The sequence below is a fragment of the Chlamydia caviae GPIC genome (assembly GCF_000007605.1).
GTDB classification, from domain to species: Bacteria; Chlamydiota; Chlamydiia; order Chlamydiales; family Chlamydiaceae; genus Chlamydia; species Chlamydia caviae.
This window is the reverse complement of sequence record NC_003361.3, coordinates 256,974-274,160: the sequence shown is the minus strand read 5'-3', so window position 1 is coordinate 274,160 and position 17,187 is coordinate 256,974. Positions and strand designations below refer to the sequence as shown.

Sequence of the window (17,187 nt, the reverse complement as noted above, 5' to 3'; positions counted from 1 at the left end):
TCTTCAGCAAAAAAAACACTTAAAAAAAACAGTTTAGATTCGATGGAGATAGCGACCAGAATAATGGAAGCTTAAAGAAAATAGAGAAGCGCGAAGCATTTTCAAAGAAAAAGACATTGTTTGCATATCTAAAAATCCTAGCGCTTTAGACTTTCATACAAATGTAAAACAATTACTCTTAAAAATCTATAAAAACTCCCTATTACCCATTGAATATTTAAAAAATATAGAAAAAAAGTCTTTATTATTTAAAAAAAGAGAAAAGAAACAAATTAAAATTAATTTATGAAGAATAAAAATACAAAAAAGAATTCTAACATTTATTTAAAAAAATTTATTCACAACGTCATTCAATTTGTTGATAGTTTTTTAGAAGTTTTAGAAAATCAGTGTAAATCTTTCTTTTCTAAGGAAGAGTGTGATCGTGCCCTATCTTCATTAATTGAAGATTTACAGAGGTATAAAGACAATCTCGATACTGTAGCTAATGATCCCTCGAATCCTTTAGATAATCTCGTCAAGCTGACGGAAGCGGATTTACTTAAATAAAGCGAATAAAACCCCTGCGGCTGCGCAACGTAGCGAAGGGGTTTCGTGATAGCAGCACTCAAGAAGAAAATCTATAGCCTCTGTATTCTCGGAAAATGCTATGCCTTCTAAGATAGCGAGTTTGTCTTGCCAACGACTTTTAGGATAGAGATCTATAGCTGTATGTAAGGACTCGCTATTTTTTTTCTGACATAGCGTAGCTAATGTAGATTCTAATTTAGAGGCAAAGCTCTTATCTGTTGTCCATTCCTGAGCTGCTTGTTCATCTCCTTCTTCCCAAAACACACCTGCAAAAAAACTCCATCCTTGCTGCTGACGGTTAGCAAGAAAGTCTTCCGTGACTTTCTTTACCTTACTGTATTTTGCTACGGCAAGTAGGCAGATAAGCTTCCTACCAATTTCCCTTTTCACCATATCAAAGTAGAGAGGAAGAGCTGTGCTTTTAGGATTCCATTGTGAATCCCAAAGAAACTGTTCTATAGCCCAGCACATTTCAGGATCGCTGATAAACTCAGCAAGGACATCTCCTGCTTTTTCTACATTTGTACGACTCACGAGAAGTAAAATTGCAAGATCTGCTGCAGCCTTTCTAGATGTCACAACATGCAGATACCTATCGGCAAGATCTTTGCCGCGTATCCCTAAAGAACACACCGCAGCAGAAGCCGCTTCACAAATAGAAGCAAAAGAAGATTGTAAACCTTGAACCAAAAGCTCCTCTCCTAAAGAGTTTCCTTGAAGATAGAGTACGGCTGCTGCTTGCAAACGCACTTTAGGAAATGGTGATGTTTGTGCGATGTGGCGCACCTGATCCGCCACTTTCTTAGATTCACAGCTCACCTCGCGTCCGCAAGCCAAAGCAGCACGCAACGCCGTCTCTTGCACTTCAGGATACTGAATAGATAGCAAATCTAAGAGGACCTCTTCATCTTTTCCGTCTCCTTCGTGGCTTAAAAGCTCGCAGGCAAATAGTGCCTGGTCCATATCTTCTTTTACTTTAGATCCTGTGAGCAGTTGCGGGGTAAGCATCAAAGAGGCTTTCCACGCTTCCCTACGCTCCTCCCCATCAATAAGCTTGTTATTTGCCCGTTCTTTAAGACAAGGAAGGAGTTCTTCAATCGCTAACATCGCAGCAATTTGGTATGCCGTTATCCGCACTTGCATAGATTCATCATGACGAGCAATGGCACAAACAGCATCTTTTAAACTTTGCGTTCCATAGTGCAAAACTACTTGCAAAGCTAATGTACGCACGACGACACTATCATCAGAAAGACTCGTTAACACTAAGGGAACTAAACGGAAATCTCTAGCGAGGCCTACAGCAAGAATACTCACAGCACGGACTGTCATGGAAGGATGCGAGATCCCATCGCGGAGAATTTGTTGGGAAAAATCTTCTAAAGTATCACGATCTTTAGCAAGTTGTGGATAGCGTTGCCGAGATTTATTAAATTCCTGATTCCAGGCTGTATAATCCTTTCCCTGTGCTAATGCCCGCAAGGCAAGACGCGTTTCAGAAAGTGAACACTCGGAAGAAGACAATAGCGTCTTAGCTTCCTTGATAGCTTCAGGGAAATCATGAATGAGCAAATGCTGACGCAAAGATTGTGATCCTTGTGCCACATGCGTAAATAAACAAAGAAAAACTAAGCAATAGCCCCTAAGGCACTTCCGCCTAAAAGATGAATATGTAAATGGAATACGCTCTGTCCCCCTTCAATACCGTTATTGATCACGACACGATATCCATCAGCAATACCAAAAGTTTCTGCCAATTGCTGAATAATTTTTCCTGCTTCAGCAAGTAAAGGTAAATCCTCTTCTTGCATATCTTGCACTCTTTCGATGTGCTTCTTAGGAATAATTAATAAATGAACAGCAGCCTGGGGAAAGCGATCTTTAATAGCTATAAAATTCTCATTTTCAAAAACTTTTTCGCACTCTATGGAGCCTTCAATAATTTTTTCAAAAATGGTCACACTAATCCTCGATTTTCTAATACCAATTGCAAGGCACGTCGACAATGTTCTTTGCTATCCCAAACGGATAGAAAGAGCCCCTTATGGCAAAAAATAGCTCCAGGAATCCCACTGACCTCTTCGAGATCTTTACCAAGAAGTCCTGCCCAACTTTCTGGGAAGGGAACACGCACTTCCATGCGTCTATCCAAGGTAGGCGGAATGCCTCTAAGAATCCATTGATCACAGGCTGGGAAACAGACAAACGCTGCGGTATGCTGCTCTCCTCCTAAAAAAAAGAAATTCTCTTGCCATGCTAAAGGACGGTCGAAAAACAAACAGAACTCATCTTTTTCCATGGCAGATCTGACAACATCTCTACACATGCGATCATAGCGGAACTTACTTCTCAAACGCTTCAGTAAATCCATAGTAAATTTTAGGGCGAAAAAGAAGTCTGCATCCGAAGAATTCTTGCCTTCTTCAGGATTGTATATTTTAATGATATCGGAAAAAGAACAGAAGCCTTCTTTTGAAAAAAACCTTCCATTGTCTTGTTCATCAACACCATGAATTAACGTCTGATTTAGAAAATGATACTCTTCCAAACTCATCAGTCTTTGTTCTTTCAGATAATTTAATATCATGCCTGCACTACTCCAAGGTCCCTCGTAGGAAACTTGGTGATGGTCAAATCTTTTCTCCTCTAAAGAATAGATACCCCCGACATCGCATACATACTCGCATTCTGCGAGTTTCTCAGGATTTCGTGTACGGATGATCTTCCCTTCATCAACAAGATCAAACAAAATAAGCAAGGCACACGCTGTAACCTCATCAGCATGAAAAGAACCGTCGTGGGTACCAACGCTTCTTGGAATTCGCATATTTCCCATCCTTTTTAAAAACCCTCCATTGTATCCAGAGAAAAATAATTCTCAATCGCAAAGACGCTTCTTTCCGTTTTCTTAAAAATCTTTTTCATCTAAAACTAAGCTTTCGAGCTACAAAAGCCGATTTTTTTTGGAGGATATATATGTATAGTTTATTCCACAGGAACCATGATGCAACTTCTCCTGATGGGTATCTAACCTCTCCCCTACGCATGCTTTCGCCTAATACCTATGAAGGAGAAATAGAAATACTAAATATCCCCGAGTACTTCTTGGGTTTTCATTTACCTAAGCACTGCTTACATCTCAATCTAAAAAGTTCGCTTGCACAATTAGGTGTGGATGCAAAGATTAAAGAAGCAGAACTAAGTAAAGAGCGGTTTCGAGCCCGCTTGCTGCTGCAAATAAGCAGCCATGACCCTATAGCCTCTGTTATGCTTACCTTGTTAGAACCTGGAGACTATATTGCCAAGTTATTTGCTTCTGATGATCGCAGGTTAGTACGCTCTCCACAATACCTGGAGAGAATGCTAAAACATACGGATAAGTCAGGCATGCCTCTGTTGTGTTTTGGGAAAAAATTAGAACATCTCATTTCTTTAGATGTCATTGATGATCGTCTCGTAGTCTCTCTTCCTACACTTCCTGGCGTGATTCACTACGATCATAAAATTTATGGTTTATTGCCTCTAATAGGAAAAGCATTAGGCCAACCCAACATGAGAGTAAGAAATTTCCTTTCTCTATATCAGCATAAAGTAGAACGTGAAAAACTCCCCTTACGCGATCGTATTTTACTTATAAAAACCGAGCCCTTACATATCCGCACGGTATTCGCTCGCGTTGTAGATTCCCTCCTTCCTGAAGGAGTACGACATACTGCGGCAAATATTTTAGAGCCCACAACACAAGAATCTGGGGATATCTACGAATTTTATGGAACAAGCTCAGTCCCTGTAGAAACCATTCCTCTAGAATTCTTCACTATAGAGCCATATAAAGAACATTCTTTCTTCTGTTATCGTGATTTACTCAAATCTTCTTTAGAATCTGAACAATGTATTTTTGATATTTTCAAAACGACACCAGGAGACCAAGAAAAAGCAGCAACATTTATTTCTAAGGGCAGTGAAATCTCCGAACTATCACAAGATTCCTGGTTAGTAGGATCGGCAAAATCTCTATACGATAAAAAAGAATCCCAGCCTGAGAATCTTCAAGAATACATAGAGGAACAACCCTGCTTCCCCTTCCTGCAAGCTATGGAAACAGGACATATCACAAGTCAGGGAGTGCTTTTCTCTAGATATTTCCCTTCTGCCTGTCTTAAAGGCATGTTGCTTTCTTATCATGTAAACTATTATCTCAAGCAAATCTATTTCCAAATACCCTCTTACACCTATGGAGAGTACTTCTCTGAACATGACCGCTCCTTGCTTATGGATTTATACTTTGCAGGCATTCCTACATTTTGGGTGGATAGAGTCTCTAAACGCGTTTTACAATATGTAAAACGTCGTGGGGAAAATACAGGGATGTTTGTCCCCACCCAACGTGTTCAACAATTTCGCTCTGCCTATTTTATTGGGATTCACGGCTCGTGTATTGTTTCAGAAGGGTATAAAGAAGACCTCCGAGCATTTTTAAAAGGGATTAACGATCTTACCCAATCCATGCCTATTCCTGGATTTCCCCCCAATACTCCTTTAGCGATTATGACAGGAGGCGGTCCGGGAGCCATGGCTGTAGGGAATGAAGTTGCCATGGAACTCAATCTTCTCTCATGCGGCAACATTATAGATTTTGAGGAATCTCCGGGAGCCCCTCAAGCTGCAAATCCCTATATACAAGCAAAAATGACCTACCGCCTCTCTTCTTTAATTCAACGTCAAGAACACTTCCATGTTGATCTTGCTTTATTTGTTACCGGAGGAATGGGGACAGATTTTGAATTTGCTCTTGAGCTTGTCAGTATAAAAACAGGGAAGAAACCCCCAGTTCCTATATTCCTAATCGGGCCAGCATCCTATTGGAAAGAAAAAGTGACTCCTGTATATCAAAGCAATTGCAAATCAGGAACCAATCGCGGTTCGGAATGGGTAAGCAATTGCGTATTTTGTATTTCCACTCCCCAAGCAGGAATCGAAATTTTCAGAAGATATCTCAATAATAGACTACCCATAGGACCGGAACATCCTCCTTATCCTGATGGATTCATAGAGGTATAATTTAGAAACCGTAGGTTAAGCGAAAGCCGTAGTAATTACACGGCTCTCGCACAAACTGACCTTCTTTAGAGAAGCCTTGGTGATATTCAACGAACGCACGGATTTTTCTTCCCACATCGCGGAATTTTGACCATTCCATACCTAAGATATAGGTTTGATCTATGCCAAAATGTTGCTCTTCCCAGAAGCGAAAATGCATAGCGAAAATAGGTTGAGCATGCAAATTTCCCTCTCGCAATCCGAAAGGACGTAATTCTGCTCCCGCCTCTATATATAACGGACGTTCAGGAAAGGAGAGATCTCGACTAATGATATAGCCTAAACCTCCATAAACACGGATCTGGGCATTATAGCGTAAAGAAGCAAAGAAATCGATTCCCTCATCACTAAGGTTAAACCTTGGGAAGTTCGGATGGCTCAGAAGAAACTCATCTCCTAAATGTGAGGAAAGATGCCAAAGACGCAAACGGAAACTCCATCTATCCACGGCAAATCCTAACAAACCTGCAACGAAAAAGTCCGAGTTGACCATACAGGATTCAGGGTGATCTAAATCAAAAACAGAAAAGACTCCACCTTGAATACCAACGTCCAAATCTCCATGAAATCGAGAAATATCAAAAAGACGGAGGAGAATGAAATCTCCACCAAAAATAGCAGAACCTACGCGATTCCCTATAACCTTCTCATTAAAACGAATTCCCGCACTATTTGTTACCTGACGAGGATCGGCAATTAACGGAGCAAAAAGTATAGTATTTTGAGGCAGCCATACCCCCTCCTTACCACAGACAATCTCCGTTCCTAAAGCTCTCTGCTTTGGCAATAAGGGACAACCCTCTCTATAGCGATTGCGACACTCTTGATATGAGCTATCGCAAATTTCTACAGCCGTAATGCAAGGTAGATCTTTAATAAAATCTATAATCGCACTGGAAAGGACAGTATCTACAGGAAGGGAAAATACATAGGCAACATGATCTTCAACAACTACCTGAGTACAGCTATCTAAAAAATGCATATCCACGAGAGCTTGTACATATCCCGTAAGATAACAACCATTTTCAGATTCTTGAATATTTTCTGGTAATTGATCCGAGCGCGTAACGGACTTTCTAAAATTCTCACAATCAGGACAACGCGCGGTTTCTTGAGCTCCAGCAGTTAAACAAGATGCAAAATAGCAAATAAATACGCTGCATAAACAGCAACTATAACGTAACAGTCTTCCCATGGTATCCACAACCTATAGAAAGAGCTGATTTATTTAGCAACATATCGCACGTGGATTCAAAAAAATCTATCTTATCAAATCCATCTCAAAAATAGCTTAAAAGCAATAGGTAACTCATAACCAAAGACTCGGAAACATAAGACAAAAAGAGCACATCTTGCCTATCTTCTGATCTAAAACTTCTATTATGAAGAAGATAAACACAGAAATAGTTAATTTGAATAAATAAAGTTTAAAAATTAAATTAATTAAAATCAGAAAAATATCACGACAAAAATAGAAGAATATTTATAAGGGAAAATACGAGTTTGGAATACTTAAATCTCAGGAAAAGCCCGCCTGAGAACCCTCTATCACTCCTAAGCTTGTGATTCTAAATGTAAATTTAATCACGCAAAAAAAAGAAAACTTTCCCTTTCCCATCCAGTTACTCCAGTGAACTGGGTGGGATTTTTATATAAAAAAAGCCGCATCTTTTAAGATGCAGCTGTTTTACAAAATGAAAATCTAACCAAACGCCAGAGCTGATTATTCAAGAGGCTTGTTCTCCTGATCGGCCCAACGCACTCCCTTATCCCCTGTTTTAGGTTTTCCAGGTTGTTTAAGAATTCCCTTATTTTTCTTCCCCTCTAAACGCTCAGATTTTCTTGGTGCCTCGGTTTTCGTGGTCCCATCACCACCGACCTTAGCTCTGGGGAATATGAACTTTTCAGGACTGACTTTGGTTAAATCCGGACCAAACTTAGGTCCCTTCCTTCTTATACCACCCGACCTTGCACTTCGTTTCAAACCTGCCGCAAGCTTCCCTACTTTAGAACCCCCTTTGCCCGTTGGCACTTTCGCTCTAGGAATTTTTACCGGCTTCCGCCCGACTATAGCACCTAAATCTGGGCTAAAGGTAGACGCCCCTTCTAGGTTAATTTCAGGTCTAGGGATTTTGAAAACAGGGCCCTCTGAGGACTCCCCTGTACTCCCTCTCTTCCCTAGAGAAACCAATTTCTCCACCTTCTCCTTTGCCTCTTTAGCAAGGGCTTTCATTTGTTCAGGAGCCGACTTCTCTTTCTTCCCGTCAACCTTTTCTTGAAATTTCCCCTTCAAATCCTTTGCTGTTTTAATAATTTTTTCCTTCACTCCACCCACGGCGCCCCTCACAGCCGCAGCAGCCTTTTCCCCAGTTTCCTTAATCGCCTTCCCAAATCCTGACATCTTAGCAGCAGCTGCCTGAGCTTTTTTATCTCCTGCTTTGCCTACCCTAGACTCAAGATATCCCGAAGCACCGCGCACACCCTTTTTCCGAACAGCACCCCTTCTTGTAAACTTTGAGCCTTCCCCTACGCCGCGAAGAGGATCTTCTTTATTGTCTTTAGGAACATGTGATGATCCTGTAGAAAAACTTCGGTAAGGGTTAATTGGATTCATAATTAAACCTAAAAATAATCTTTTATGTTTTCAACTAATTAAATTATAAAACTTATTTTGAAAATAAACCCTAATTAAAATGCTAAAGATAGTGTATTTATATTAAAAATTAAGAATTCTTAACCCTTCTTCAGAGAAGATGGTTAGGTTGATCCGGGGCATCCTAGCTAACGTAAAGCGTTCGCTTTAGAAAAAAACAGAAAGGTATATGCAAAAAGCAGGACCTTTTTTAAGATGTCTAACAACCACGACCAACGAAAAAAGCGCAATGCAAAGAAACAATAATTTTTCAAAATTAGAAACCAGCTATCTTTTCTCTAGCATTCGTCAAAAAATCCGCGCTTTTCGTGAAGCACACCCTGACGTCTCTATTATAGACCTGTCTATAGGAGATACGACCCAACCGCTGCACACAGCGGTCATGGACACCTTTACAAAATCTGTACAGAAGTTAGGGAATCCTGAAACCTACCGCGGCTATGGTCCTGAGCTAGGCTTATCAACTTTAAGAGAAAAACTCTCTGAGGTGTTCTATCAGGGGAAAGTATCTCCTGAAGAGATTTTCATCTCAGACGGAGCAAAAATGGATATTTTCCGTCTGCTATCTCTATTTGGTCCGGGGAAAACGATAGCGGTTCAAGATCCTTCCTACCCTGTGTATATCGATACAGCCCTCCTTGCAGGAGCAAAAAAGGTTATTAAACTTCCCTGTAGAAAAGAAACTGATTTCTTTCCTGTGATTCCTCAAGGAGAGGAGATTGATATTTTCTGTTTATGCTCTCCTAACAATCCCACGGGAACTGTATTGACTAAAGAGCAGCTCGAAGAACTTATCACCTATGCAAACTCTCACGGAAGTATCATTCTCTTTGATGCTGCCTATAGCGCATTCATCTCTGATCCTTCCTTACCAAAAAGTATCTTTGAGATTCCTGAAGCACGTTCTTGCGCTATAGAAATTAACTCTTTCTCTAAGTCTTTAGGGTTTTCAGGAGTGCGTTTGGGATGGAATGTTGTTCCCAAAGACCTGCGCTATAGCAATGGTCTTCCTATAATTGACGATTGGAAACGTTTCCTGCATACGACGTTTAATGGGGCTTCTTTACCCGTTCAAGAAGCCGCAATTACTGGGGCTTCTTTATTTCCAAATTTAGAGGCTATTGCCCATTATCGCCACAACAGTTCACTATTGCGTGAGGCTTTACAAAAAGCTGAGTTTTCTGTGTACGGAGGTGAACACGCTCCCTATCTTTGGGTTGAAGTCCCTAAAATCCTCCCCGATGAAGATTTTTTTGACTTTTTCTTAACTCAGTATCATATTGCCATCACTCCTGGTAAAGGATTTGGCGCGTGTGGAAAAGGCTATGTTCGTTTTTCTTCTTTAGGGAAAATTGAAGACATTATGGCAGCTTGCCAACGGTTAACTCTAACATCTGTATATGATAGAATGGTGTAGTCACTATGATTCTTCGTAAAATTGCTCAATATGCTTTTTTCCTTTCCATTATCTGCTCCTTTATTTCTGTAGTTATCTCCTCGCCAAATCCAGAACAAGGATCTCCGAAAGTCGCTGTATTCTTATCTTTTCCCCATTCGATACTCGAAGATTGCAGCCAAAGCTGTATAGATGTTTTAAAAACCTTAGACAACTGTCCAGAAGTTCTTGTTGTGAACGCTGAAGACAGTGTTGTTAAGGCAAGAAAAATCGCACGCTCGTTGCATAGCAATCAAGATATTGTCGCTATTGTTACCTTAGGCTCTATAGCGACAAAAATTATGAGCCAAATCGAAACAAAAAAGCCCATTATCTATGCTGCTGTTCCTGAAGGAGAAACATTAGCTTTCTCGAAAAAACAAACAAATATCTATGGTGTTAACGATACCCTAGATATCAACCAATGTTGTTTTGCTATACAAGCTGTAAGAACAAATGCAGAATCTTTGATCTATATAAAGCCTTCAGAGCCCTTCCCCTCAGCACTACAAAAAGAAATTGAGAAGAAACTCCATGCTTCAGGAATCACTGTTACGGAAATTCCTGTAACGGCGACAAATTTCAAAACACGTATCCAACAAGCTATTGACAAACGTCCCTCAGCAATTTTTATTCCCTTTTCCTCATTGGCTCATAAACAAAGAACAACATTTATCGAAGATATCCTTAAAGAAAAAATTCCTGTAATTACTGATGATTTCTCTTTAGTAGCCGAAGGGGCTTGCGTTGCCTGTGGTGTAGATTTTAAAAAATCTGGGAAACAAGCAGCTCAAATGGTCTATCATTTACTCAATCGCCATCAAGATACCGAGGGATTACGAAAAATCATTGCTGAGCCCCTACCACAAACAACAACATTTAACGAAGATGTTATCCGTCGTTTAGGCTTGAAAATCAACAGAACAGAACGTAAACAATTCCGCTCTATTATTTTTAAAGAAAATAAAGATAAGAAAGCTGCTGTGAAAAGCGACAAACCTGAAGCTGAAAAAAACTGCGGCCCTGTTTAAAGTCCATGTTCTCGCCAATGAGAAATTATCGATTCCGTAGACTTCGGTAATAAGAGCCTTTTTTTCCTAGAAGTCTCTCCCGAAATCAAAGTGACATCACGTTTAGGAAGAGATAAAGTTTTGGCTAACAAAGCAATCACTGCTTCGTTAGCCTTTCCTTTTTCGGGAGCTTCGGTGACACGTATTTTTAATACCTCACCTTCAAATCCAACGATTTTATTTTCCCTAGATTTTGGGGTGACCTTCACCTCTAAAATCCAATACTCCTCGTTCAAGGGCTACTCCTGAGATAGTACAAGATAGCCGTTAGTTTCACCTACCCACGCAGCTAAAGAATGTAGACATACTCTAGGAGCCCAGTTATGTTTTAAAACCGCCTGCGCAAATCCAGGACCAGCAATGTCATACTTTTCCTTATCAAAGTGCTTGACAACACGGGAACGGTCTAAATGAATGAAAGGCTGGCTACTGACGAATAAAATACGCTCGGAACAATCTCCATGATACGCACGAAAAATTTTTAATGTATCATGACGTGTTCCGTATTCTTGCCCCTCTGCAGGCTCGGCAACTAGAAACTCTACTTCAACACTCCCTGAAGGATCTCTCCAAGAAGCAGGAACGACCATCTGCGACCAAACAAATCTAGCGATTTCATCTTCTGAAGAAGGAAGCTTATGTTCCCTAGGATTCCAATTCTCTTCTATAGGAAAGGGATTATGACGGCTGTCATAAAATTGATCAGGGTTTTCAACCTTAGCGTAGCGCCCGCGTTTTCCAGAGAGGAAAATGATCTTTTTGAAACGTACACCGCGATGCCATTCACGAACAAGGAAATCTAAACGCTGACGAATACTTATAAGTGTACCGCCAAAGATTACCGCACTACCATAGGTAGCTGCGTAAGCAGGAACTACCTGCGTCATTCTTAATAAAGAAAGATCATTATAAAAAGCATGATCATCCTTTAAGGGTACAGAATCGAAATTCACAGCCATACGCTGCTCTCGAGTTAATAATAAAGGCTGAGTTACCTTTACTAATTCCTCTGGGGTTTCTACCTCTGGCAAATCACAAAGTTCTAAAAGATGACTTACAACAGGAAGATACTTTTTAGGAGAGCAGGTAGTGTTTTTATCCGCAAAAGGGCAGCAAGCCGTAATTAGAAAAAACACCGCCCCTAAACACACTAGTAGTGAGCGTTTTCTTTTAATATTCATAAACAAAGATGTCCTAAACAATCCGTAGTAACATGGGTGAACATACTAGAGCATTTTAAAAAAAACAATACTCAAACAGATTGTAAGAACCTTTCTTTCTTTCTTTATTTAATCTTGAGAATTGCCCTCGGTGTCTTCTCTGCTTTCCTCATCTTGATTATCAACATCTTGAGTTTCTACAGTGTTATCTTCGGGACGACGTATCATCTCCTCATCGGATATATCGCCTCTTCCAGAAACTGAAGATCTTACAGAAGCTGTACTTTCACTCTCCCCAGTAGACCCCGAAGTAGATGCGAAAGGATTTTCAAATTTAGGATTTTTTTCACCCTGACTCGTCAAAGGCTGCTGCCTACGAATCTTTTTCGCAAGCCAAAATAGGTAAAATAGCGCCTTATCGTACAGAGCGTGAAACATCTGCACCAACGTATTCCATAGTGCCTTTAATCTATTGATAAGAGCTCGACAACAAGAGATATCTTCTGTCGCTGCTTTTATGAACTCTTCCTCTGTTGGGATATAGAGATTTTCCAAAGCAGTACGCAGATTTTGAGCCTCTAAAGTTAATCTAGGAATCACTCCTTGAGAATAAATTCTCCAACCACCGTTGTCATAAATTATCCCCAGACTTTGCAAGTCTGCGCGGAAGCGATCAGACTCACCTCCGAAAATACCGTAAAATTCTTCCAAAGATACATTCATTAATGTACGGTGCATATTGGCTAAATCAGCCATGAACCTAGACGTATTACTTTCTAATTGGTTCGCACGACCATTTAATACAGCATAATTGCGACGCAGGTCAAGAAACTGCTCTTCAAGATCTGGGACATCTTCACCTTCTTCAAGTCGAGATTTTCTAGATGTTTGCTTTGTGGTTCCCGGTTGCGTCTTCTGGAAGTTTGCTAGTCTTCCTCTCAAACCATCAACTAGCTCTTTAGATTCACTAACACCAGCAAATAAATCTGCAGCTGCTTCCTCTAAATTCTCTGAATCTTCCCTACTGAGACCGTCGTCGTCAAAGAAATCAGTAGCGACTTCTTCAACAAAACCCGCAGCTTCGGGTAATGTTGGAGGTAAAGCTGTAGGTACACCTACAGCCATAATCTCACTGGCAATGTTTTGTATCCCACTAATCGCAGGACTTATGGTCGACACCTGTCCAGTAGACACAACATCCACACTTAATCCCGTCTCAGTAACCCCACTGGCTGCACCCTCTCCTTGATCCCTAGAAGAAGCCTCCGCATTATCTAAACGATTATTTGGATCTTCTGGAATAGGATTAGGATTCTGACCAAGATTTCCACTTACTGATGACATAGGATTACCGAATAAAAAAATTTAAAAAACCCACTTTTTAACTAACTATATTTATATCTAATTGGGCATTTATTTGTTAAAAACAAAAGAAGAGAGCAAATAATCTTAATTAAAAGTAAATTATTTTAATGATTAATGTTAGCAATTGATCAAGAAAGACCGCTATGTTAAGATCTTCGCTTCGTAACAACCCACATATTTCAATGAAGAAAGCGGTATCCATTTCGGTATCTGCTGGTTAAAATCAAAGATCTGTAACTGTCTCCTTATGAAAACTTCTCAGCTTTTTTACAAAACTTCTAAAAATGCGAATAAAGAAGCCGCTGTTTTATCCTATGAACTTCTAGAAAAGGCTGGATACATTTTCAAGACAGCAAAAGGAATCTACACCTACACCCCGCTATTCTGGCGTGTAGCTCTGAAAATGATGGATATCGTTCGCGAAGAGCTGAATGCTATTGGAGGTCAAGAACTTGTACTTCCTATTCTTCATCCCGCAGAGCTTTGGCAAAAGACAGGCCGTTGGGAAGCCTTTCGTTCCGAAGGCCTACTCTATACCTTAACGGATAGAGAAGATAAGGAACTCTGTCTTGCCCCTACGCATGAAGAAGTCGTTTCTATGTTTGTTTCTCAATGGCTATCAGGCAGGAAACAACTCCCCATCCATCTGTATCAAATTGCAACAAAATTCCGAGATGAAATCCGACCAAGATTCGGCTTGATGCGTGCTAGAGAATTCCTCATGGAGGATAGCTATACCTTCTCAGATTCTCCAGAACAGATGAATGAACAATACGCCAAGCTAAGACAAGCCTACCAAAACATCTTCGATAGACTAGAAATTAAGTACGTTATCGTAGAAGCTGACGGAGGGAAAATCGGCAAGGGAAAATCGGAAGAATTCCATGTTCTTTGCTCCCTAGGCGAAGACACTATTTGTGTGAGCGGCGCTTACGGCGCGAATATTGAAGCTGCAGTTTCACAACCTCCACAATACACGTACGATAAAGAACATCTCCCTATAGAAGAAGTCGCCACACCTGACGTACGCACCATGGAACATCTCCAAGATTTTTTCTCTCTTCCTTCCCACAAAATCATTAAGACTCTTGTGGTAAAGCTCTCCTATGGAGAAAAAGACAAGTTTGTAGCTATAAGCATCCGAGGAGATCGTCAGATCAATCTGACTAAAATACGCTCTAAACTCAATGCCGATGAGTGCATTCTTGCTTCAGATGAAGAACTACAACAACATCTAGGAACTGAAAAAGGCTTTATTGGTCCTTTAAACTGTCCTATTGAACTCTATGCTGATGAAACTACACGCTGTATGACCAACTTCATCTGCGCAGGAAATACCAAAGACAAACACTATAAAAACGTCAACTGGGATAGGGACATTCCACGACCTGAATATGGAGATTTTCTCCTTGCTGAAGCCGGAGACCTTTGTCCAGCAAACGGCAATGCTCCTTATGAAGTCTTTGAAGGTGTAGAAGTTGCCCATATTTTCAATCTAGGCACACGCTACACGGAATGTTTTGAAGTGGGCTTCCAAAACGAACAGGAAGAGCAACAAACCTGTTGGATGGGGACCTATGGCATTGGCATCGGCAGAACCCTAGCTGCCTGTATAGAACAACTTGCCGACGATCGTGGTATCGTCTGGCCTAAAGCAATCGCTCCTTTTGATATCGCCATTCTCTATAACGGTGGTGATGCCGCATCTCAAGAAGCTGCTGAAAAAATCTATAAAGATCTCCAAAATTACGGCTACGCTCCTCTATTAGATGATCGCAATGAAAGACTTGGATTTAAATTAAAGGATAGCGATCTTATTGGCATTCCGTATAAACTCATTCTCGGCAAGACTTTCCAAAACTCCGGAGTCCTTGAAATAGAATCTCGGTCCAGAGAAAAGTTTTTCGTAGAACCAAAAGATTTTTTCAATTGGTGTAAGAATTATTTCCCAAAACCTCGCGGTTTCTCTCCTATTTCTTAGAGAAAAATTAGCATTCTTTAGAATCGAGTGCTAAACAACCTTGACCTTCGGAGACTGTTTTCCTATAATAATCACCAGCGAACGGATTACTTATATTGGAAAACCGACATGTCCAGATCATGGATCTCGAAACGAGAGTCTAAGATTCTTTACATACTCTTAACGACGACAGAGCTGTATTTAAAAACAGGTCATCCGGTCGGATCAAAAACTTTGAAGGAATATGAAGGCTCCAATCTGAGTACAGCAACTATTCGCAATTATTTTTCAGAGTTAGAGGCGGAAGGATTTTTAAAGAAAAATCACATCTCCGGAGGAAGAATCCCTACGGATTTAGCTTTTCGTTATTATGTGGACCATTGTGCAGATTGTTCTCAGGATGAGCTTCCTGAATCTACAATCAATCTGTTAAACCAGCTACCTGAAGAGAGCCAAAATATTGTTAAGGATTTACAAAAGGCATCGGAACTCTTAGGAGAAGCCCTCCAACTTCCGACATGTTTCTCTTCACCGCGATTTGACAATGACTCTGTAACCAATATCCAGCTTTCTCTTGTAGATGAACAACGGGCTGTTGTGATTTTATCTACAGAATTTGGTCAGATATTTACAGATACCCTATGGCTATCCGAAGCGTCAAATCCTGCTTCTTTAAAACGCATTGAAATATTTCTTCAAAGTTATGTTCGTAAGCAATCTCCCATGGAGATTCTTTCACAAAAAGAAGAAGATATAGGAATGACCTTATACAACGAAGTCGTGGTACGGTATCTTACCCGCTACTGTAATTTCAGTGAGGAAGATCTATATCAAACAGGATTATCAAAACTCCTAAGATATGAGTCTTTCAAAGATCCCGACATGCTAGCTTTAGGGTTATCATTTTTCGAAAACCGCCGCCATATGTGCAAGCTTTTAGATATTGGGATGCATAGAGACCGCCCTACAGCATTTATAGGTAATGAGCTTTCTGATATTTTTAGAACCCCAAATCCACAATGTGCTGTGATTACGATTCCTTATTACATGAACCGCACTCCATTAGGAGCCTTTGGCGTGCTAGGCCCTGTAAATCTTCCTTATAAGGAGATTTTTAAAACCCTCACAATATTTGCAGATAAAATTAAAGCAAGCCTGACACAAAGTTTTTATAAGTTTAAATTATCCTTCAGAAGACCTTGTCCTTCCGATCCTACACTCTCTAAAGAACCTACATTACTGGCAAGATACTCTTCTATAAAACTGTTACCCCCTAAGGAGACATCATGACAGATTCCTCTAATGAACATGAGACAGAAAATCCTTCTCTTCCTATCCCAGATAATGAGATTCAGGATCTCCAACAAGAAATAGCCACGCTAAAAGCAGAGCTAAAAGAAAAAAATGATAAATACTTAATGGTCCTTGCGGAATCAGAAAATGCCCGCAAGCGTATGCAAAAAGAACGTCAAGAAATGATGCAGTATGCAGTCGAAAATGCCCTTATAGACTTTTTAGTACCTATCGAAAGTATGGAGAAAGCTTTAGGATTTGCATCACAAATGTCAGACGAAGTGAAAAATTGGGCATTAGGATTCAATATGATCCTACAACAATTTAAACAAGTTTTTGAAGAGAAAGGCATTGTTGAATACTCCTCAGTAGGACAAAAATTTAATCCATTTTTACATGAAGCGGTGGAAACAGAAGAAACAACAAAAGTCCCCGAAGGGACTATCGTGGAAGAATTTTCTAAAGGCTATAAAATCGGTGAGCGTCCCATACGCGTTGCAAAAGTCAAGGTAGCAAAAGCTCCAGCGCCTCAAGAAAAAGAAGAAGTAGAAAAATAAAATAAACCCCCTAGAGATTAGGTA

Annotated in this window: 15 protein-coding genes; 7 read left to right on the top strand and 8 right to left on the bottom strand. The window is 40.3% G+C overall.

The genetic code is table 11. The annotated features are described in order from the left end of the window. The first annotated feature begins 285 nt into the window (after positions 1–285). Positions 286–549 (top strand): hypothetical protein, encoded by a 264-nt coding sequence (locus CCA_RS01315; RefSeq protein ID WP_011006226.1) that lies wholly within the window; start codon positions 286–288, stop codon positions 547–549. On the opposite strand, the gene CCA_RS01310 is transcribed toward CCA_RS01315, so the two are convergent. From CCA_RS01310 to CCA_RS01300, 3 genes are read right to left on the bottom strand one after another with little or no spacing between them, the layout of a single operon-like run. Then, entirely contained in the window at positions 538–2,154 is a 1,617-nt protein-coding gene (locus CCA_RS01310; RefSeq protein ID WP_041462243.1) for a HEAT repeat domain-containing protein, read from the bottom strand. The genes CCA_RS01315 and CCA_RS01310 overlap by 12 nt on opposite strands. A 44-nt stretch (positions 2,155–2,198) precedes the next feature. After that, on the bottom strand, positions 2,199–2,531 hold the full coding sequence (locus CCA_RS01305; protein WP_011006224.1) for a histidine triad nucleotide-binding protein: 333 nt from the start codon (positions 2,529–2,531) through the stop codon (positions 2,199–2,201). After that, a complete protein-coding gene (locus tag CCA_RS01300) occupies positions 2,528–3,397 on the bottom strand; it encodes an MYG1 family protein (protein WP_041462201.1) in 870 nt (289 codons plus the stop codon). The genes CCA_RS01305 and CCA_RS01300 overlap by 4 nt, the downstream gene beginning before the upstream one ends. A 149-nt stretch (positions 3,398–3,546) precedes the next feature. Between CCA_RS01300 and CCA_RS01295 the strand changes: the two genes are divergently transcribed. Continuing rightward, a complete protein-coding gene (locus tag CCA_RS01295) occupies positions 3,547–5,631 on the top strand; it encodes an LOG family protein (RefSeq protein WP_011006222.1) in 2,085 nt (694 codons plus the stop codon). Between the two features lies 1 nt (position 5,632). On the opposite strand, the gene CCA_RS01290 is transcribed toward CCA_RS01295, so the two are convergent. Both CCA_RS01290 and CCA_RS01285 read right to left on the bottom strand, forming a co-directional pair. After that, positions 5,633–6,865: a DUF1207 domain-containing protein gene (locus tag CCA_RS01290; RefSeq protein ID WP_083747993.1), complete on the bottom strand. Its 1,233-nt coding sequence runs from the start codon at positions 6,863–6,865 to the stop codon at positions 5,633–5,635. A gap of 528 nt (positions 6,866–7,393) precedes the next feature. Then, on the bottom strand, positions 7,394–8,284 hold the full coding sequence (locus tag CCA_RS01285) for a hypothetical protein (protein WP_011006219.1): 891 nt from the start codon (positions 8,282–8,284) through the stop codon (positions 7,394–7,396). 268 nt (positions 8,285–8,552) lie between these two features. On the opposite strand from CCA_RS01285, the gene CCA_RS01280 reads away from it, so the two are divergent. Both CCA_RS01280 and CCA_RS01275 read left to right on the top strand, forming a co-directional pair. Then, complete coding sequence (locus CCA_RS01280) at positions 8,553–9,740, top strand: LL-diaminopimelate aminotransferase (protein WP_011006218.1); 1,188 nt, start codon at positions 8,553–8,555, stop codon at positions 9,738–9,740. Between the two features lie 5 nt (positions 9,741–9,745). Continuing rightward, a complete protein-coding gene (locus tag CCA_RS01275; protein ID WP_011006217.1) occupies positions 9,746–10,789 on the top strand; it encodes an ABC transporter substrate-binding protein in 1,044 nt (347 codons plus the stop codon). Here CCA_RS01275 and CCA_RS01270 read toward each other — a convergent pair. The 3 genes from CCA_RS01270 to CCA_RS01260 all read right to left on the bottom strand — a co-directional run bounded on the left by CCA_RS01270 (position 10,786) and on the right by CCA_RS01260 (position 13,332). Further along, positions 10,786–11,064: a DUF167 domain-containing protein gene (locus CCA_RS01270; RefSeq protein ID WP_011006216.1), complete on the bottom strand. Its 279-nt coding sequence runs from the start codon at positions 11,062–11,064 to the stop codon at positions 10,786–10,788. The genes CCA_RS01275 and CCA_RS01270 overlap by 4 nt on opposite strands. A gap of 3 nt (positions 11,065–11,067) precedes the next feature. After that, positions 11,068–12,009 (bottom strand): hypothetical protein, encoded by a 942-nt coding sequence (locus CCA_RS01265; RefSeq protein WP_011006215.1) that lies wholly within the window; start codon positions 12,007–12,009, stop codon positions 11,068–11,070. A 108-nt stretch (positions 12,010–12,117) separates the two neighbouring features. After that, positions 12,118–13,332, bottom strand: a complete 1,215-nt coding sequence (locus CCA_RS01260) for a CT392 family protein (protein WP_011006214.1) — start codon at positions 13,330–13,332, stop codon at positions 12,118–12,120. A gap of 268 nt (positions 13,333–13,600) precedes the next feature. On the opposite strand from CCA_RS01260, the gene CCA_RS01255 reads away from it, so the two are divergent. From CCA_RS01255 to CCA_RS01245, 3 genes are all read left to right on the top strand, one after another. Next, positions 13,601–15,334: a proline--tRNA ligase gene (locus CCA_RS01255; RefSeq protein WP_011006213.1), complete on the top strand. Its 1,734-nt coding sequence runs from the start codon at positions 13,601–13,603 to the stop codon at positions 15,332–15,334. Between the two features lie 108 nt (positions 15,335–15,442). Further along, positions 15,443–16,603: a heat-inducible transcriptional repressor HrcA gene (gene hrcA / locus CCA_RS01250; protein ID WP_011006212.1), complete on the top strand. Its 1,161-nt coding sequence runs from the start codon at positions 15,443–15,445 to the stop codon at positions 16,601–16,603. Then, positions 16,600–17,163, top strand: a complete 564-nt coding sequence (locus tag CCA_RS01245; protein ID WP_011006211.1) for a nucleotide exchange factor GrpE — start codon at positions 16,600–16,602, stop codon at positions 17,161–17,163. Before hrcA ends, CCA_RS01245 begins: the two co-directional genes overlap by 4 nt. Positions 17,164–17,187: the final 24 nt, after the last annotated feature.

Excerpts from the sequence above, each read along its gene's own strand:
- CCA_RS01265 (WP_011006215.1), bottom strand. The coding sequence starts at position 12,009 with ATGAATATTAAAAGAAAACGCTCACTACTAGTGTGTTTAGGGGCGGTG.
- CCA_RS01285 (WP_011006219.1), bottom strand. The coding sequence starts at position 8,284 with ATGAATCCAATTAACCCTTACCGAAGTTTTTCTACAGGATCATCACAT.
- hrcA (WP_011006212.1), top strand. The coding sequence starts at position 15,443 with ATGTCCAGATCATGGATCTCGAAACGAGAGTCTAAGATTCTTTACATA.
- CCA_RS01315 (WP_011006226.1), top strand. The coding sequence starts at position 286 with ATGAAGAATAAAAATACAAAAAAGAATTCTAACATTTATTTAAAAAAA.
- CCA_RS01280 (WP_011006218.1), top strand. The coding sequence starts at position 8,553 with ATGCAAAGAAACAATAATTTTTCAAAATTAGAAACCAGCTATCTTTTC.
- CCA_RS01275 (WP_011006217.1), top strand. The coding sequence starts at position 9,746 with ATGATTCTTCGTAAAATTGCTCAATATGCTTTTTTCCTTTCCATTATC.
- CCA_RS01255 (WP_011006213.1), top strand. The coding sequence starts at position 13,601 with ATGAAAACTTCTCAGCTTTTTTACAAAACTTCTAAAAATGCGAATAAA.
- CCA_RS01290 (WP_083747993.1), bottom strand. The coding sequence starts at position 6,865 with ATGGGAAGACTGTTACGTTATAGTTGCTGTTTATGCAGCGTATTTATT.
- CCA_RS01295 (WP_011006222.1), top strand. The coding sequence starts at position 3,547 with ATGTATAGTTTATTCCACAGGAACCATGATGCAACTTCTCCTGATGGG.
- CCA_RS01260 (WP_011006214.1), bottom strand. The coding sequence starts at position 13,332 with ATGTCATCAGTAAGTGGAAATCTTGGTCAGAATCCTAATCCTATTCCA.
- CCA_RS01300 (WP_041462201.1), bottom strand. The coding sequence starts at position 3,397 with ATGCGAATTCCAAGAAGCGTTGGTACCCACGACGGTTCTTTTCATGCT.
- CCA_RS01245 (WP_011006211.1), top strand. The coding sequence starts at position 16,600 with ATGACAGATTCCTCTAATGAACATGAGACAGAAAATCCTTCTCTTCCT.